This window comes from Asaia bogorensis (assembly GCF_900465345.1).
Lineage (GTDB): Bacteria > Pseudomonadota > Alphaproteobacteria > Acetobacterales > Acetobacteraceae > Asaia > Asaia bogorensis_A.
Genome location: NZ_UEGO01000029.1, coordinates 1 through 17032, shown reverse-complemented (window position 1 = coordinate 17032; position 17032 = coordinate 1). Strand labels below are relative to the sequence as shown.

Below are 17032 nucleotides of genomic sequence, written 5' to 3'. Positions count from 1 at the left end.
GACCATGCGCGCCCCCCTCGCTCTCGCGCTTCTTGCCGCTCTCGCTCTCACGGCCTGCGGCAAGAAAAGTGCGGGGCAGAAGATCTACGGTCCCAATTGCGGCATCTGTCACCATGGCGGCAGCGGCCTGCCCGGTGAAGTACCCCCGTTGGTCGGGCGCCTTGACCTGATTGCCAAGACGCCGGAGGGGCGCGACTATCTTGCGCGTGTCATGCTGAACGGTCTCGATGGCCCCATCGAAGCCAATGGCGGCCACTATAATTTCTCCATGCCGAGCTTCCGCAGGCTGAGCGATGAGCAGCTTTCGCTCATCCTCAACTGGTTGATCTCGCGTGGTGCGACACATCCCGCCCCTCAGATCACGCCTGATGTTATCGCGGCGGCCAGAAAAGAAGAGATCGGCTCCAACCGCGTGCACGCCATGCGGCAGGCCCTATCGGCCAAGGGGCAGATTCCCTGATCTAGGAGCGGGTGAACCGAAGCTCTCTGTGTTAACGAGCCTCCTGCCCTGCCCTCACTGTCGCGTCGCGCGAGCGGAAAACGCTCAGGGTGGCGCCCAGTGGCTTTCGCAACGGGCTTCGTAAAGATCGTCATCGCCCGTCTCGAGTACATACGCGGTCTGGCGCTTCTTGGCTGTCCAATACGCCGGCGCTCCGCAAACATGGCAACGCGCCTGCAGCAGGACATACCGATCAGCCATAGCACGCAGCCGGGCCATGACATCGAACTCTTGACGCATGAAATCAGTGTCGAGGCCTGACACACTGACATGAATTCCCTGGTCCAGCGTCCGGTTGATATCGGCCACAACGTCACCCGCATAATGCGGCGCGATCATGAAATGCCCCTCATCAAGCAGGATATGGTCGTATTCAGTGGCGTCGTCAGGCCATGCCCTCACCGATCGTGCGGGGCGGCTCAATCCCACACGACTATGGATAGCAGCACCTGAACGCGTATCGAAGGCAGGGGCGAGGCACAGTGTGGATCGGACATCCGGGTGCTCCTGCAGCAGATGGGCAGATTTTCCCGCAAACATCGGGCCTGCATAGACTGTCAGAATTCCCCGTACCAAAAATCTTCTCCCGCAGCTCGATGCGCAGGGTCAAACGCGCATTGGCGAGGCATTACAGGCATTTGCATGGGCTCGGCAATCTTTCCACTTGACCGCTATGGCAGCACATTCGACAACACTGCCCATGCAACGTGTATTTTCCGGCATACAGCCGACCGGCGTCCCCCAGCTTGGCAATTACCTTGGCGCAATCCGCAACTGGGTCCGGTTGCAGGACGATCATGACTGCGTTTTCTGCCTGGTTGATATGCACGCCCTGACCGTGTTTCGCGAACCCGCGCAACTTCGTCAGGACAGCCTGGCGCAGGCCGCCTGCCTGATTGCCTCGGGCATCGATCCGCAGAAACACGTGCTCTACAACCAGTCCGCCGTCAGCGCGCATGCACGTCTCGGCTGGATTTTCAACTGCGTGGTTCGGCTTGGCTGGCTGAACCGCATGACGCAGTTCAAGGAAAAAGCGGGCAAGGACCGTGAGCAGCATTCTGCTGGCCTGTTCGTTTACCCTGCCCTCATGGCGGCGGACATCCATGCCTTTCACGCCACACGCGTACCTGTTGGCGAAGACCAGAAGCAGCATCTCGAAATCGCAAACGACATCGCTGCCAAGTTCAATCATGATTATGGGGTCGATTTCTTCCCCACGATCGAACCGCTCATCCCGCCTTCCGCCGCACGCGTCATGAGCCTGCGCGACGGCACAAAGAAGATGTCCAAATCGGATCCCTCCGCGCAATCACGGATCGAACTGACGGATACGGCTGATGAGATCGCGCTGAAGATTCGCAAGGCGAAATCGGACACGGAACCCCTGCCCTCGGAAAATGCCGGCCTCGCCGAGCGCCCCGAGGCGCGCAATCTCGTCACCATTTTTGCCGCCATGTCCGATTTGAGCAATGACGACGTTCTGGCGCGCTTTGGCGGCCAGGGCTTTGGTCCTTTCAAATCAGCGCTGGCTGAATTGCTGGTGGAAAAGCTCGCACCCGTCGCCAGCGAAACCCGTCGCTTGCTTGAAGATCGCGCGCATCTCGAACAGATCCTGCGTGAGGGCGCTGCCCGAGCCAACACGATTGCCGAGCCAATCGTGACTGAGGCGGAACGCCTCGTGGGCTATCTGCGCTAGAACTGCCAGCAACATGCAGGGAGCCGGTGCAGACCACCGCGCTCCGGAGGAGGTCCATCTCATGAAGCAGGCATTTCACCGTCTGTCGGTACGCACCCGCGGCAAGGGCCTCACCATGATCACCGCCCCGATACTCGATTGGGTATCGGAAAGCGGAATCGCCGACGGCCTCCTCACCCTGTGGTGCCGTCATACCTCGGCATCGCTCATCGTGCAGGAAAACGCTGATCCGACGGTGCAACAGGACATCAACAGCTATTTTGAGGATCTGGTGCCCGAAAGCCGGGCCTATCGTCACGATTACGAAGGCGCTGACGATATGCCAGCCCATATCCGCTCCGTGCTGACCAATGTCCAGCTCACGATCCCGGTGATGGGCGGTCGTCCGGTGCTGGGCACGTGGCAGGGTATCTATCTTTTCGAGCACCGACGCGCGTCGCACGGACGCGAGATTGTGCTGCATCTCCTTGGTGACTGAAACCTGACCGGCATGCGCCAGACATGCCGGTCAGACAGGGCTTCTACCAGCGCTTGACCCAGAATTCCACCGGGCAGTTATCCTGATTTTGCGGCGATGCCAGATAGCTCCCTGCCGCAGGGAAGAGATGCATCTTGCCGGGTGCCAGCGTGAACCAGAGCTGCGTCAGAACAATGCGTCCCTCATGATCGGTCTCGCATCGCAGCTGCAGGGCGCGCGGCAAAGTAGTCTGGCTCGCTGTTGTGAAAAACGCCATGAGGTCGTCATGACGCACTCGCAACCCGGCGCGTTCGGCAAGATAGGTACCCATCGGTGACTGCGCGAAACGTTCACGCAAGGCACTCGCCTTGGCGAAGAACGGACCCGCAGAATAGCCAAAACACGCCCCGTGCTTGACCCACTCATGTGGGATCAGCGAAGGCTGGGTGTGCGGCATGATCTGGCTTACCGTCGCGCTCATGGCGTTATCGAGCACAGGTGCCTGAGCATCGGGCTCGAGCAGGCTGCACCCGTCACGCCACCAATGCTCAACTGGGATATTCTGCGCCTCCAGCGAATGGGGTTCTGACGCCCACAGACCGTGAAGCCCAATCAGGGGCTGGCGTGGCTGATCGGCGCTGCATCCTTTGCCGACAGTGCAAAAGCCGGGCTGCCACGTCAGAGCCAGCGTGTTGTGATCGAAGTCAGCATGACGCGTCGGGGTCAGAGCGGTCGGCCAGGGTGCGGGTCCGGTGCTGCATCCACCGAGCGCCGTCACACCCAGCGCCATGACACCCAGTGCAAGGCATGAGAGAGATCGCCATAACGCGCCGAGGCTCGCGGAAAGGGACTTGATCATTGGGAGGAAGCTCCAAGCAGGCGCGCATGATGGGCCACGTGGTCACGAATAACAGTCTGGATGAACCAGTATGAGTGATCGTATCCCTCATGATGGCGCAACGTGAGCGGCTGCCCTGCCGCCGCCGCTGCATTTTCGATCAGATCAGGCCTCAGCTCCTGTGCGAGAAAAGGGTCCGCGACCCCCTGATCGATCAGGATGCTGGCAGGATGGACGCGACCCGCCTCAAGCAGCGAAACCGCATCCCATTGCGCCCATATGTCACGATCACTGCCAAGATAAGCCGTGAATGCTTTCTCACCCCAGGGAACGACCGAGGGATGCACAATCGGAGCGAGCGCGCTGATCGAGCGCCACTGATCAGGATTGCGCAGCCCATGCACCAGGGCACCATGCCCACCCATCGAATGACCCATGATCCCGAAAGATGCGCCATCGAGCGTGAATAGTCCCTTCAGCAGCGCGGGAAGCTCTGCGTCGATATAGCTGCCCATACGGTAATGTCGGTCCCAGGGTGCGATGAGCGCGTCCAGATAGAAGCCTGCCCCGGTGCCGAGATCATAGCTTTCCTCCTCGCCCGCAATGCCTGCGCCGCGCGGCGAGGTATCGGGGGCCACCAGCATCAGCCCGTGCTCTGCGGCATGGGCAATGATTGTCGATTTCTGCAGGAACGTCTCATGCGTGCAGGTGAGCCCTGCAAGCAGGAAAAGCACCGGAACGACCTCACCACGCAGCGCCTGTGCGGGCTGGAAAACGCTGAATTGCGCATCCAGACCTAAGGCTTCGGATCGGTGCCGCCAGCAGGTCACGCTGCCGCCGTGACACAGCTGATCGGTGATTTTTTCCGGCTTCAAGCGTCGAATTCCACGACCGAGCGGATCGACTTGCCCTGGCTCATCAGCTCGAAACCATAATTGATCTCGGACAGCTTAAGATGCTGGGTGATCAACGAATCAATATTGATGCGCCCTTCCATGTACATGTCGACGATTCTGGGCACATCGGTGCGCCCCCTTGCCCCGCCGAAAGCCGAGCCGATCCAGCGCCGGCCTGTCACCAGCTGGAACGGGCGCGTGCTGATTTCCTGACCAGATCCGGCCACGCCGATCACGCAGGAAACACCCCACCCGCGATGGGCACATTCGAGCGCCTGACGCATCAGCTTCACATTGCCCACACATTCGAAGGTGTAATCGGCGCCACCGCCAGTTAGTTCGACCAGATGGCCCACCAGATCGCCATTGGGGCCCAGATCGGCAGGGTTGACGAAATGCGTCATGCCGAACTCACGCGCGATGGTGGCACGCTCGGGGTTGAGATCGACACCGATAATCTGCCGGGCACCGACCATGCGAGCCCCCTGCACGACGTTGAGTCCGATCCCCCCCAGACCAAACACCACAACAGTCGACTCTGCTTCGACCTTGGCCGTGAACAGCACGGCGCCAATCCCTGTCGTCACGCCGCACCCGATATAGCAGATCTTGTCCAGCGGCGCGTCGCTACGCACCTTGGCCAAAGCGATCTCGGGCAGTACCGTGAAATTAGCAAAAGTCGAGCAGCCCATATAGTGATGGACCGGCTGCCCCTTGTAGGAAAAGCGCGTCGTGCCGTCAGGCATCAGCCCCTTGCCCTGCGTGCCCCGTATCGAGGTGCAAAGATTGGTCTTGCGCGACAGGCAGGATGGGCAGTTCCGGCATTCGGGTGTGTAGAGCGGAATGACATGATCGCCCGGCTTGAGCGAGGTCACGCCAGCACCGACCTCACGCACGATGCCCGCCCCTTCATGACCGAGGATGGCAGGAAACAGGCCTTCCGGGTCATCACCGGACAGGGTGAACTTGTCCGTATGGCACAGGCCTGTTGCCTTGATCTCGACCAGAACCTCGCCCGCGCGCGGTCCCTCAAGCTGCACCGTATCAATTTCCAGCTTCCGACCGGCCTCGAGTGCAAGTGCGGCAATCACATCCATCTTATCATATCTCCGACCATAGGGTGTTCACGATACGTCACAGAACAGATTACGTTTTAACGAGTTTTATCGGGGGCGTCCTGTCTAAGATATCGCCCTAGCCCAACAGCAGCTTTTGAGGACCAAGACACCTTGATCGTCGACAAGAATTACGGCCTTTGGATCCTGTTACGTGAGACAGCGGTCCCACTTGGTATTCTAGCCTTGTGGGATTTCGTCGTCGTTATTCTCTATCAGGTCTATCATCAGGAATGGATGGAGCAACCTGCCCTCCCCATTTCGCTGATGGGATCGGCACTGGCCCTCTTTCTGGGTGTTCGGAACAATGCCGCCTATGCCCGCTGGTGGGAAGGCCGGTCACTCTGGGGCCTGATCACAAATAACTGCCGCTCCTTTGCCCGAGAGGCCGCGACACTGCTGGGTGGCCGTCCTGACCTTGCTCGTGCCATGGCCGCCTATCCCTATCTGCTGCGTACAGCGCTTTCCAATCTGGAGCAGGGTCCGGAAGCTAGACGTCTGCTCACGCCAGAGATGTATGAGCGCATCATGGCGCGCAACAACAAGCCCAATGCGCTGCTCTATGAAATCGGCCTCGGTGTGGCTGAGGAAGTGGCGCTCAAGAACATCGATGGCGCCGTGCATGGCACGGTCGATCGTATCCTGTCCGATCTTGCCAATGCCCAGGGTGGGTTGGAGCGCATCAAGAACACGCCGCTGCCCATACAATATTCCGTCCTGCCGCTGCTGGTGGTGCATGTTTTCTGCATCGTATTGCCGCTTTCGGCCGTACAGTCGCTTGGCTGGATCACGCCGCTGGGTTCGAGCCTTGTGGGCTTCCTGTTTCAGGCGCTGGACAAGAGCGGTCGCGACCTTCAGGAACCGTTCGTTCCCAGCAAGCACGCCCTGCCCATGCTGACCATGTCGCGCAATATCGAGATCGACCTGTTGCAACCCATCGGCGACGATGTCGGCAAGCCCATTCCACCCAGCCGTGGTGTGCAGCCCTGATCGCTCTCGATACCTTGCCCGCCTGGCGGATGCACGCCGGGCAACAGCCTGTCAGAGGCACAAGACAAACTGTGGAATTTCTGATATAGGCCTGTGCCATGAGCACGTTCAAAACCCCTCCCAAGGGAGGCATGACAGACGCGATGGCGCGTAGCGCCGCCGCGCTGACCGCAACACAGGCCGACTCTCATGCCGGAGACGACGATCCCTTCCAGGAAGGGGATTCCATCGTCTACGCCGCACATGGTGTCGGTCGCGTCGACCGCATCGGTGTCGATGAAATTGCCGGAACGAAGCTGGAAATCATCCAGATCTCGTTCCCCGGCAACCAGATGACACTGCGCATCCCTCTCTCGAAGGCCCGCAAATCGGGGCTGCGCAAGATCGTCACGCGCGATATTGTCGAGAAGGCGATGTCGATCATCAAGGGCAAGCCGCATGTCAGCAAGGGCATGTGGGCACGTCGTGCCGTTGCCTATCAGGAAAAGATCAACTCGGGCGATCTGATCCAGATTGCCGAAGTGCTTCGTGACCTGCGCCGCAACGTCGACAGCCTCGATGGCAGCTTCAGTGAGCGCAAGCTGTTCGAAGCGGCACAGGAACGCTTTGTGAGCGAAGTGGCCGTCCTCGAAAACAAGGACCCGACGGCTGTCCTTCAGGCTCTGACAGAGACCATGAAAGCGGCCTGAGGTTTCAGGCATCCTTTCGCGCCCGGGTGCGTTTCACTCTTCAATCTGACCTGCCAGCCCTCAAGGGCTGGCTTTTCTCATGGAAGAGGAGCGCGCCGCGTGGCCGAAGAAACGAGCAAACGTTTTGCCCACAAGAAGATCCTGATCACAGGAGCCTCACAGGGTATCGGCGAAGATGCAGCCATGCATTTCGCTCGCGAAGGCGCTCAGGTCGCCATCAATGGCCGCAAGGCGGAAAAGCTGCAGCCTCTGCTGGAAAAACTCCCCAAACCGGTTGATGGCAATCATCTTATCGTCGCTGGCGACATGTCGGTCGAGGAAGATGTCGATCGTGTGATGAAGGAAACCCTCGAAGGCTTCGGCGGTCTCGACGTGCTGATCTGTAACGCTGGCATGCAGATCGAATGTCCGTCGGAGGAGATCGCCCTAAAGGACTTCAACATGGTGATGGCCGTGAACGTTACAGGCGTTGTCCTTTGTGCCCGTGCCGCACTGAAATACTGGCGTGAAAACGATGTCCCAGGCAATATCATCGTCAACAGCTCGGTGCATCAGCAGATCCCCAAGCCACACTATCTCGGGTACTCGGCCAGCAAAGGCGCGGTTGGTAACATCGTGCGCACGCTGGCACTCGAATATGGCCGCTACAATATTCGCGTCAACGCTGTTGCCCCCGGTGCCATTGTCACGCCTATCAATGATGCCTGGGTGAAGGACCCGGAGAAATACGAGGCGACGGCCAAACATATTCCGATGAAGCGCCCGGGCGAATGTCGCGAGATCTCTGATGCGATGGCCTTCCTTGCCTCGAAGGAATCGAGTTATATTACAGGGCAGACCCTGTTCGTTGATGGTGGGCTGACGCTCTATGCCGATTTCGAGCAGAACTGGTCGTCCTGAATCTTTTGAGATCCACGCCTATGTCACTTCCTCCTACCATCCTCGTTGTCGAAGACGATTTTCTCATCAGATCCTGCCTGATAGAGTTTCTCGAAGATAGCGATGTGCATGTTCTGGAGGCCGATAACTGTGAATCGGCGCGTCGGCTGATCGACAGTGATCAGCCTCTCGACGTGATGATCATGGATATCTCGCTGCCCGACGGCAGTGGCGCCGAGCTTGGGCAGGAAAGTCGTGTCAAGCGGCCCGATCTGCCTATCATCTATACCACGGGTCATGGTGTCCAGATTGACCGTGACTCTCGCCTCGATCGTGTCATGACCAAACCGTATCAGCTGGACGCCATATTGAGTGTCGTGCAGGAGCTCGTATTGGAGTCCTGAAAATGGTGCTCCTACCCGGCATGACACAGCCGCAAGAAGCGGACAAGCTGACCCGCCTCCTGCACGAGGCTTTCGCACGTCACGAGCTGGCCCGCTGCCTCGACCTCCTGACGAAAGCGGGGCCCTGTCATGGCCCGCATCCGCTGGAAACCCTCCTGCGCACAGCGGAGACGCAAGACCGGCGAGCAGACCTTCAATGGCTCGTCGATATTGCCCTGGAATCCACACCTGAAGACTGCCGACTGCTCGAACTGGGCGGTACGCTGCGCATGCAGAGAGGCCAACTTGCCGAGGCTATAACGCTGCTCCAGAGGGCGGTCTCGCAACGTCCCTGCCATCTGCCTGCCTTGAGCGTTCTCGCCACTGCGCTGAATCAGGCAGGGCACTTCACCGATGCACGCACGGTGCTCGACAGAATTCATGCTCTGGACCCTGCGGATCCATGTTCTCTCTCCAATATCGCTTATCTCATGTCTGCTGCCGGTGACATGAATGCGGCCCTGAATCTGTACCGGCAAGCGATCCAGATCCGGCCTGATCACCCGCAAATGCGGCTGAACTACTCTATTGCCCTCTTGAAGGCAGGATATTTCCAGCAGGGGTGGACAGAGCACGAGTGGCGCTTCCAGCTTCCCGGCCATACTTCGCTACCGCTGGCGCGTCTGCTGCCCAATATCACCCCGACGCTCGACCTCCGTGGGAAACGTATCCTCGTTACTCATGAGGAAGGTTACGGCGATACATTCATGTATCTGCGCTTCATCCCCCTCCTCGCCGAACGCGGGGCGATCGTGCGCGTATGGGGGGCAGACATCATGGCCGATCTCTGCCGTCGTGTGAACGGGGTGGAAAGCGTGCAGGTTGGCGGGGATGTCCCTCCCTATGATTATCATTGTCCCTTCATAAGCCTTCCTCGGGCGTTTGCGGCGAGCGCAACACCCTTTGGTGTCGCTCCACCCTACATCACTGCCGATCCGGAAAAATCTGCCCATTTCGCCGCGCGCCTCGCGCATGACACCCGATTGCGTGTAGGCATCGTCTGGGCAGGTGCCCCAAGGCGTGACCAGACCGAGGCCTACATGCTCGATCAACGACGCTCCATGCCGCTTGCCGCCCTCGCCCCGCTATTCGATGTCGACGCCATCAGCCTTTACAGCCTTCAGAAGGGTGACGCGGCTGACCAGCTTCCTACCCTGCCAAATCCGGTTATCAATCTGATGCCCGAGATTGAGAGTATGGACGACACGGCGGCCCTTATCGATAACCTCGATCTTGTGGTTTCCGTTGATACCTCGATGGTTCATCTCGCCGGGGCCATGAACAAGCCAGTCCTCCTGATGGACCGGGTCAACCCATGCTGGCGCTGGATGACCGACAGGGAGGACAGCCCCTGGTATCCGTCCTTGCGCATCATTCGCCAGACCAGAGCATGGGATTGGCAGGATGTCGTCGCCACTGTTCAGGACATCATTTCAGAGCTTGCGAGACGGAAAAACCATGACGCATGATTATCAGGCCGCGAAAACACGGGTCACCCGGCTGCTGACGCGACCCGGCCGCGTGATTCTCGGGTTGGCGGGAGCGCCAGGTGGCGGAAAATCCACGCTCGCTGCCCGGATTGCGGCCGATTTTCCTGAGCAGGCGCTTGTCGTGCCCATGGATGGATTCCATCTCGCCAATTGCGAACTGGCCCGCCTTGGGCGTGCATCCCGAAAGGGGGCGCCCGACACCTTCGACGCCGCCGGCTTTGTGAGCCTGCTCACCCGTATACGCCATCAGGAGCAAGACATTGTTTATGCACCCTTTTTCGACCGCGCAATCGAGGAGCCCATAGCAGGCGCCATTCCGGTTTTGCCAGACGTGAAACTCGTGATCGTCGAGGGGAATTACCTGCTTTGTGACGGCCCATGGCGCGCAGTCCGGCCCTGCCTGGACGAGAGCTGGTTTGTCGCGACGGATGAGGCGCAGCGTAATCAGTGGCTGGAAGCCCGTCATGTCCAGTTCGGGCGCACCCCGGAAGAGGCGCGCGCCTGGATAGCCAGCACCGATGCACCCAATGCCCGGATCATTCTCGCAACGCAGGACGCAGCAGACTGGGTGTATATACCCTAGCCGCAGCGCCCGATGGCGCCCGACGGCATGGACATGTGAGGCATGTTCTGACCCGGGCCATCGAGTTCTCTGGCGGCGCGTCCCAAGGTCAGCGGGCCCTCATCTGTGCGCGCCGTCATACCAGGCGATAAAGGCCACTACGACCGTCCCTCAGTAATCGAATCCATAGCTGAGTCCGACACTCGATCCGGGGTCATTCTCCGGCGTGGTGAAACCGGTGATCTGTCCCCCGGTACCGACCGTCGTATTCAGTTTCAGTCTCTTTGTCAGATCGACCTGAACCTGTGCCTGTGTGCCAGAGCCGCTCGTCGCCTGCTTCGCCCCGACATAGACACCCTTCATGACGTATTTCCCGGCCTCGAGGCTTGCACCACCATTATTGACCCCACTCCCACCGCCTACGGCGAGACGATCAAGACCAAGGAATCCGCGCACCTTGTCCAGCGGATCGAAACTCGATCCACCGGTAATCTGCGCAACGGCAGCAGCAAGACTGGCAAGCTGGGTGGGTGAAAGTGAGGCCGTCGAACTGCCAAAAAGCAGCATGGCCAGAACCTGATCTCTCGGGAGCGAGGGCTGGGAAGTAAAGTCGATCTTGGGAGCGCTCGCGTAGCCTCCCACCACGAGGCTCGCCACTGTTCCCTGCACGTTGCGATCAGCCCTGAAATCCAGAGACGGATCAAGCTTGTGATCGACACCCGAACCGTCAAAGGCCACACGTCCCTTGGTAAAGTTCAGATTGACGCCAGCAAGGTTGAAGAAACCGCGCTTGAGATCAAAACCACCAGAGATATCCGGGGCTGTGCTGACACCCCCCACATGGAGCTTGCCGGACATCTCGGCATCGAGACCATGGCCTCGCACAAAGAAACTCCCCGGCGAGATCACGTTCAGGTCGAGCCCAATGATCATGGCCTGTGTGGCTGTCTCACGCTTATCGCCGGGGCGGATCACAGTGAGCTGCGGCACGGAGGCGGGCATCGAGTTGGGGATATTCACAATGACGGACGGCAGTCGAATGGCACCATCGACATCCAGGCGCGTGGACAGCTGGCCGTGTGCCCTCACATCCGTGTCGATCACTGCGGTCAGCAAATCACTCGTGATCGGCTGTGCCTTGCGGGCAATGACCCTGATATCAAGCGGCAGCCCCGGGCGGAGTACGCCTACGCTGCCTGACAGGGCAATAGTGCCCTTACCCGCATGGGCCAGCACATCCTGCAGGGAGAGCGTATCGTTGGCCGCCACGACGGTGCCGTTGATATCGGTCAGCCTCACACCCTGGCCGTAATGGGCAAAATTGATGCCTTGCAGTGTCACCCGGCCATTCACCGATGGGGCGTTCATGCCGCCACCCAGTGCGAGATCAATAGCTGTTTTCCCGCTCAGCGCCATTCCCTGGGCACCAAGCACAGCGTTGGCGACAGCAAGATCTATCGCACCATTGGCCTTGAGGTCGAGATTCCCCGTACCGCTCGTCGGTACGCTCCCTGCGACATGCAGGCCAACACGACGGCCCGCATCCGCCTGCATTGTGATCTGTGCCCTCTGGCCTGCGAGGGTTGCGTTGGCATTCAAGTTGAGGGCGGGCAACGATTCCGCCGGGCCGCTGCGCATATGAAGCCCGGACAACGTGACAGCAACCGTACCTGTAGGGTGCGTCAGGTCGCCGCCAAGATCGGCCTGGGCCGCCAGCGTACCGGAAGCATCCAGCGTTGGCATGAAGGGCTTGGCCAAGGCTGGCGTGACGCGCGCGACGCGCAGATGCACGTCCAGGCGCGGTTTGATTGTGCCTGACAGATCCAGGCTTGCGGGTGCCACGCCGGGGGGTGCGACCGCAATTTGCAGACGATCCACCCCGGTTTTCTCGCCGAAGCTGATCGTGCTGACTCCGGCGCTTCGGAGGGCCTCTCCCTTGAGAAGGGCCGAAAGACGATCCAGACGTATCGTCTTGCCTGGAAGATCGAGCAGAAGCGCGGTATCCAGCGTGGCAGGTGCACCGAGCACCTGCTCGAACCTGCCCGTGAGACCCAGAGCCAGCGCCTCGAGCGGGCCTCGGGCTGACAGCGAGGCGTTGCCCTTCATGTCCTGGAACACGACATTGCCGAGCGCAAGCCGGAGATTCATATCCGGCTTGCTGACTGGATCACGCACCGTGCCGGACAGATCGAGCGTGCCGATACGTGCCGGATCTGCCTGGACCGCGCCCTTGAGCGAAAGCGTCATAACCGGGGGAGCCTGCGGGGCCGGGTCGCTGGTTTTCAGGTCAAGCAGCAGCTTGCCCCCAAGCTTACGCCCGGCCAGCGCAGAAAAATCAGCAAGATTGCCAGCTGTAATGGCGAGAGTTCCCAGGGGAAACTTCGCGCCGGCTGGGAGCGTCAGTTTCCCCCTGCCAGAAAGGTTGGCCCAGTCCAGCGTCTTGAGATCAATATATGCTTCCCCGCTCTTCTGCATCGCAAACCCGGCATTGATGGCAAGCTTGCGGCCGTCGAGTTTGCCATCTGCCTGAAGCGTACCCTCCGGGGTGGCAGGGAGATGAGTCAGGGCGAGATCGAGGGTCAATGGACCCGAGGGTACATCGCCGGTGCCAATCTCCCCCTCAAGTTTCAATCTGGCGGCCAGATCGTCAAACGGCCCTTCGCTATGGGCGGCAACCGTTACATGACCTCGTATCTGTGGCGCAGCGGCCTTGAGATCCGGCAGCGCCAGCGCGAGATCATTGACGATGGAGGAGTGAGTCCCGAGCAGTATGGATCCTTCATCGCGCAGATGAAGCGCATGGCCGTCGACGGTGAGAGCCCCTATTCTGACCTGGCGCTCGCCGTTGGGAGCCGGGGTCATCGTGGCATCAAGATTGACTGATGTCTCCTCGCCGAGCAGGGCGACGAGCTGCTTCATCCCCCCTGTGATTGCAAGCCTGTCGCGCAGCACGATACGTGACTCACCACCTGGCCTGTAGGTGTAATCGAGATGGGCGACATTGTGGCCTGCAAGGTCAGTTTTGCCGATTGCCGCCAGCGGTTTGAGATCCGGCAGAACCAGATCGAGTGCTCCGGTGATATCGGGTTTGAGCACGCCAGTCGTGCCGAGCCGGAACAACGGATGCGTGATCGAAAGCAAGAAAGGCTGTGCCGGTTTCTCCGGCTCAGCTTGCAATACTGCCTCTATGGGGGCCTGTGCCAGAAGGCCGCCGGGAACGCCCGGTGCCCGCACGCCATCGGCACGCGCGTCAAGTCTGATCTTCGCGGCACGGGGCCCGTGGCCTTCGTCTCCGGCAAAACGCAGGGTGAGATGATTGACACCCGCGCCTGCGGCGGCAAGCGCATCGATATCGAGTGCGCCATCGCCAGATGGCGCCAGAAGATCACCACGCAGATTAGCCTTGAGGGTCATACCGGACCAGGCAACACCTGCAAATGGTGTCATGGCAGGGGTCGAGGCCGACACCCCGAGCGTCCCAAGATGACGCGTGAGATCGAGATGGCCCTGCGCATCAGCCTGTACGGCACCGGCACGCATGGTCAGTCGCAGGTCGTTGGCCTGCACAGGCCCTTTGAGGTCGAGAGCGAGAGTGAGAGGTTCGAGTTCATCGAGCTTTGCAGCCTGTGCCACAAGCCCATGCACCCCATCCTGCACATCAAGATGCAGATTGATCGTATCGCGAGGTGTGGCGAGCTTAAGGGCGATCGTCGCCGGCCGATCAAGACGCCTGATATCCAGCCCCAGATCTGTTTTCGGCAGTTTGCCGATTTTCAGCCCATCAAGCACCGGGACAAGATCAGCCAGAGTCAGATGCCCCTGCGCGGAGGCACTCAGTGGAAATCCGGCCAGTGACTTGCCCAGATCAAGACGATGAAGATCCAGCTTCGCCAGCGCAATGCCAAGATGCAGGCTTGACGGTTCGCCCGAGGAGGGCGCCGCCGGCGGAGCGGATGGGTCCGATACCGGCAGACGCTCGAAACGCAGCGACTCAGCCTGCAGAAGGGATGCCCGAACCGTCATGTGAACAAGCGAAAGGGGTGACCAGTTGAGCCTCGCCTCGTCCACGGTCAGATACGGGCCAAGGTGATCATGAAGCGTGATGCGCCTGATATGCAGGCGGGATGGTATGAAACCACCTACTCCCTCCAACTCGACCATGCCTCCGATCAGGCTTGCCGTCTGGCGTTCGATCACGCGCTGCCCATAGGGGATGTTCACAAAGACCAGCACCGCAGCAAGCGCAACAATGATCAGGGTGAGGGGTACCCCGACCAGGAGGCTCACCGACCAGAGTGCGATGCGACGCAGACGTGAGACGCGGGGCCCGGGGGCATCCGCCAGCATGTCACCATGTGACTGCACGCCGCTCTGACGCGGGGAACGGCGTCGGGGGAATTTGAGCATCAGAACGTCTCCCCGAGACCGATATAGAGTTCCCATTTGTCGCCATGGGGGGGGCGATTGGCTGGCAATGCCACATCAAGACGCACTGGCCCGATCGGGGTGTAGTAGCGCACGCCCGCGCCGTAACCGACCCTCAGCTTGCCCTGGAAAGGACGGCTGCCCACACCAACCTGACCGGCATCGACAAACGCGGCCGCCCCGAAGCTCTTGAGAATGCGTTGGCGATATTCCACCGTGCCGGCATCCAGCGACGTGCCGCCAATACCATATTTGCCGTTCTGCGGCCCGACACCCTGATAACGGAAACCACGCACTGTGGCGGGTCCACCGGCATAAAGACGCTGATCGGGCGGGATCTGATAGGTCGAGGCGCCCTGCACCGAACCGACAATGCCGCGCACGGCAATGACCGAGCGCCCCGGCGCGGTCAGCCCAAAGCGGTTCAGATCGAAATAAGTCGATGCCCCGGCGCTCATGATCGTGAAAAACGTACTGCCGCTCTCCAGGGATTCCGAAGGGGTGATGTTGATGTTCGCTCTCAGACCATGCGTGGCCGGGTCGATGGGATTGGCGAGTTCGGTTGAGTCGTAATTGGCTCCCAGAGGCAACTGCACGATCAGGTAATCCGTGGACACGCCAAACTGCTTGATATTCTCCTGCTCGGCCAGAATGCTGCCCGAGGCGCTCCAGTATTTGCTGAGCTTCCTTATCAACCCCCCGCGCACCAGAAGCGCTGTCTGGTGATAGGAATAGAGAAGCTGACGGATGCCTTCGACACGCAGGCTGAGATTCTGATCACGCCGCATGAAATCAGGCTTGAGGAAGTCCGCATACACATCATAGCCCAGCCCCTGCTGTGCACTACCGCCGAGCCCTGTGACGAGAGCAGTCAGACGAAGGCGTTCGGCGGCCCCCAGCAGATTATGATGTGTCCAGCTCGCGCCGACACGACCGCCCAGATCGGTTGAATAGCCCACCTGCCCCGAGACCGTGTGACGCTTGGATTCGTCCAGCGTAAAGCGCAGCGGCATGGCCTGCGTCACGCCCGGGGTCGCACTGTCATGCGCCAGAGCCACGAGCGGTGATGCGTCATGCACACCCACAGAGGAGAAGATACCGACGCCGGCAAGATCCTGTCGGGCCTCCTCTATCTTGCTCGGCTGATAAAGCTGCCCTTCATGGATCAGCAATCGGCGCCGAAGGAATTTCTCTCTGGTGTGTTTCTCACCCTCGAACCTGATGGGGCCTATATCGACAACCGGCCCTTTGCCCACAGCGAACTCCAGATCGAGCGTGTGGGTCGCTGGCCTCAGATAAGCCAGAGGTGTGGCAACGCTGGCCTGAGCGTGGCCCTCTTCAAGCAGGACATGCTGCAGGGATGACTGGGCGCTCAGGATAGTTCCCGCAAGTGCCTTCTGACCCGTCTGCAAGCCAAATGCCTTGCGTTCTTCTTCGTTCAGCGTGACAGGCAGCATCGTTCCGGCCTTGCCAGTCGCCTCTTCTGTGCCAGCATGCTGATTGTCACTTCTTGCACCCGTATCCGCGACACCGGTCGCATGGGCGGCGTTTTTCGCCCCGGCACCTCCCTGACTGGGCTTGCCTCCTGCTGGACGGGTGGCAGGAGCCGACTGGCCCTTATCCTGTCCCTCGGAGTGAACAGTATCGTGTACTGCCCCATCATTGATCGGGCCGCTCACCAGCGTGATCTTGCCAATATGGAACTGAGGACCTGTCTCGGGCTTGATCGTGATATGCAGTTTCTTTGCGTCATGCAGCGCAGCAATGCGGTCAGGAAGGACGGGATTGCGCCCGTCAATAACCTGTCCGTCAGGGAGTTTCACACTGATCACAACGCTACCGGCATAGAAGCCACGACTTTCGAGCGCGGTCTGCACGCGCTCATAATCACCCCGGATACGCCCGGCCAGAGCGTACGGATCCACTGACCTGGTTTTCTGGAGCGACACGAGCGAGGAAGCCGATTCAACCATAGGATCGAGTTCAGGATCACTCGATGGGGTAATTTCCACCAGATAGGCTGTGTCCGCCCCCCCCTCCTTCCCCGTTGCCC

15 protein-coding genes are annotated in these 17032 nt (G+C 60.0%); 9 read left to right on the top strand and 6 right to left on the bottom strand.

Annotated features, from left to right (window positions below):
* Positions 1–4: 4 nt before the first annotated feature.
* Positions 5–460: a c-type cytochrome gene (locus tag ED655_RS09870; RefSeq protein ID WP_122050015.1), complete on the top strand. Its 456-nt coding sequence runs from the start codon at positions 5–7 to the stop codon at positions 458–460.
* A gap of 84 nt (positions 461–544) precedes the next feature.
* Here the strand turns inward: ED655_RS09870 and ED655_RS09865 are convergent, their stop codons facing one another.
* A complete protein-coding gene (locus ED655_RS09865) occupies positions 545–1075 on the bottom strand; it encodes a thymidine kinase (RefSeq protein WP_240993600.1) in 531 nt (176 codons plus the stop codon).
* Between the two features lie 124 nt (positions 1076–1199).
* Between ED655_RS09865 and trpS the strand changes: the two genes are divergently transcribed.
* On the top strand, positions 1200–2195 hold the full coding sequence (gene trpS / locus ED655_RS09860; protein WP_122050023.1) for a tryptophan--tRNA ligase: 996 nt from the start codon (positions 1200–1202) through the stop codon (positions 2193–2195).
* 61 nt (positions 2196–2256) lie between these two features.
* Positions 2257–2673: a secondary thiamine-phosphate synthase enzyme YjbQ gene (locus tag ED655_RS09855; protein WP_122050013.1), complete on the top strand. Its 417-nt coding sequence runs from the start codon at positions 2257–2259 to the stop codon at positions 2671–2673.
* A 43-nt stretch (positions 2674–2716) separates the two neighbouring features.
* Here the strand turns inward: ED655_RS09855 and ED655_RS09850 are convergent, their stop codons facing one another.
* Genes ED655_RS09850 through ED655_RS09840 form a run of 3 tightly spaced genes read right to left on the bottom strand, consistent with a single transcriptional unit; the run spans position 2717 to position 5483 of the window.
* On the bottom strand, positions 2717–3511 hold the full coding sequence (locus ED655_RS09850; RefSeq protein ID WP_122050012.1) for a ribonuclease T2 family protein: 795 nt from the start codon (positions 3509–3511) through the stop codon (positions 2717–2719).
* Positions 3508–4365: an S-formylglutathione hydrolase gene (gene fghA / locus ED655_RS09845; RefSeq protein ID WP_122050011.1), complete on the bottom strand. Its 858-nt coding sequence runs from the start codon at positions 4363–4365 to the stop codon at positions 3508–3510. Before fghA ends, ED655_RS09850 begins: the two co-directional genes overlap by 4 nt.
* Entirely contained in the window at positions 4362–5483 is a 1122-nt protein-coding gene (locus ED655_RS09840) for an S-(hydroxymethyl)glutathione dehydrogenase/class III alcohol dehydrogenase (protein WP_122050010.1), read from the bottom strand. The genes fghA and ED655_RS09840 overlap by 4 nt, the downstream gene beginning before the upstream one ends.
* 132 nt (positions 5484–5615) lie before the next feature.
* On the opposite strand from ED655_RS09840, the gene ED655_RS09835 reads away from it, so the two are divergent.
* The 6 genes from ED655_RS09835 (at position 5616) to ED655_RS09810 (ending at position 10575) form a co-directional block, all read left to right on the top strand.
* On the top strand, positions 5616–6491 hold the full coding sequence (locus tag ED655_RS09835; protein ID WP_023978708.1) for a bestrophin family protein: 876 nt from the start codon (positions 5616–5618) through the stop codon (positions 6489–6491).
* Positions 6492–6589: 98 nt separating this feature from the next.
* Positions 6590–7180, top strand: a complete 591-nt coding sequence (locus tag ED655_RS09830; protein WP_023978709.1) for a CarD family transcriptional regulator — start codon at positions 6590–6592, stop codon at positions 7178–7180.
* Between the two features lie 99 nt (positions 7181–7279).
* Entirely contained in the window at positions 7280–8080 is an 801-nt protein-coding gene (locus ED655_RS09825; protein ID WP_031240803.1) for a glucose 1-dehydrogenase, read from the top strand.
* A 20-nt stretch (positions 8081–8100) separates the two neighbouring features.
* On the top strand, positions 8101–8463 hold the full coding sequence (locus ED655_RS09820) for a response regulator (RefSeq protein ID WP_122050009.1): 363 nt from the start codon (positions 8101–8103) through the stop codon (positions 8461–8463).
* A 20-nt stretch (positions 8464–8483) separates the two neighbouring features.
* Entirely contained in the window at positions 8484–9971 is a 1488-nt protein-coding gene (locus tag ED655_RS09815; RefSeq protein ID WP_162993474.1) for a tetratricopeptide repeat protein, read from the top strand.
* Positions 9961–10575 carry a nucleoside/nucleotide kinase family protein gene (locus ED655_RS09810; protein WP_122050007.1) on the top strand — a complete coding sequence of 205 codons (615 nt, stop codon included), beginning with the start codon at positions 9961–9963 and terminating at the stop codon, positions 10573–10575. The genes ED655_RS09815 and ED655_RS09810 overlap by 11 nt, the downstream gene beginning before the upstream one ends.
* 150 nt (positions 10576–10725) lie before the next feature.
* Here the strand turns inward: ED655_RS09810 and ED655_RS09805 are convergent, their stop codons facing one another.
* Positions 10726–14961 (bottom strand): translocation/assembly module TamB domain-containing protein, encoded by a 4236-nt coding sequence (locus ED655_RS09805; protein ID WP_240993599.1) that lies wholly within the window; start codon positions 14959–14961, stop codon positions 10726–10728.
* Positions 14961–17032, bottom strand: a 2072-nt coding sequence (locus tag ED655_RS09800) for an autotransporter assembly complex protein TamA (protein WP_408735666.1), incomplete at its 5' end; no start/stop codon positions are given. The genes ED655_RS09805 and ED655_RS09800, both read right to left, overlap by 1 nt.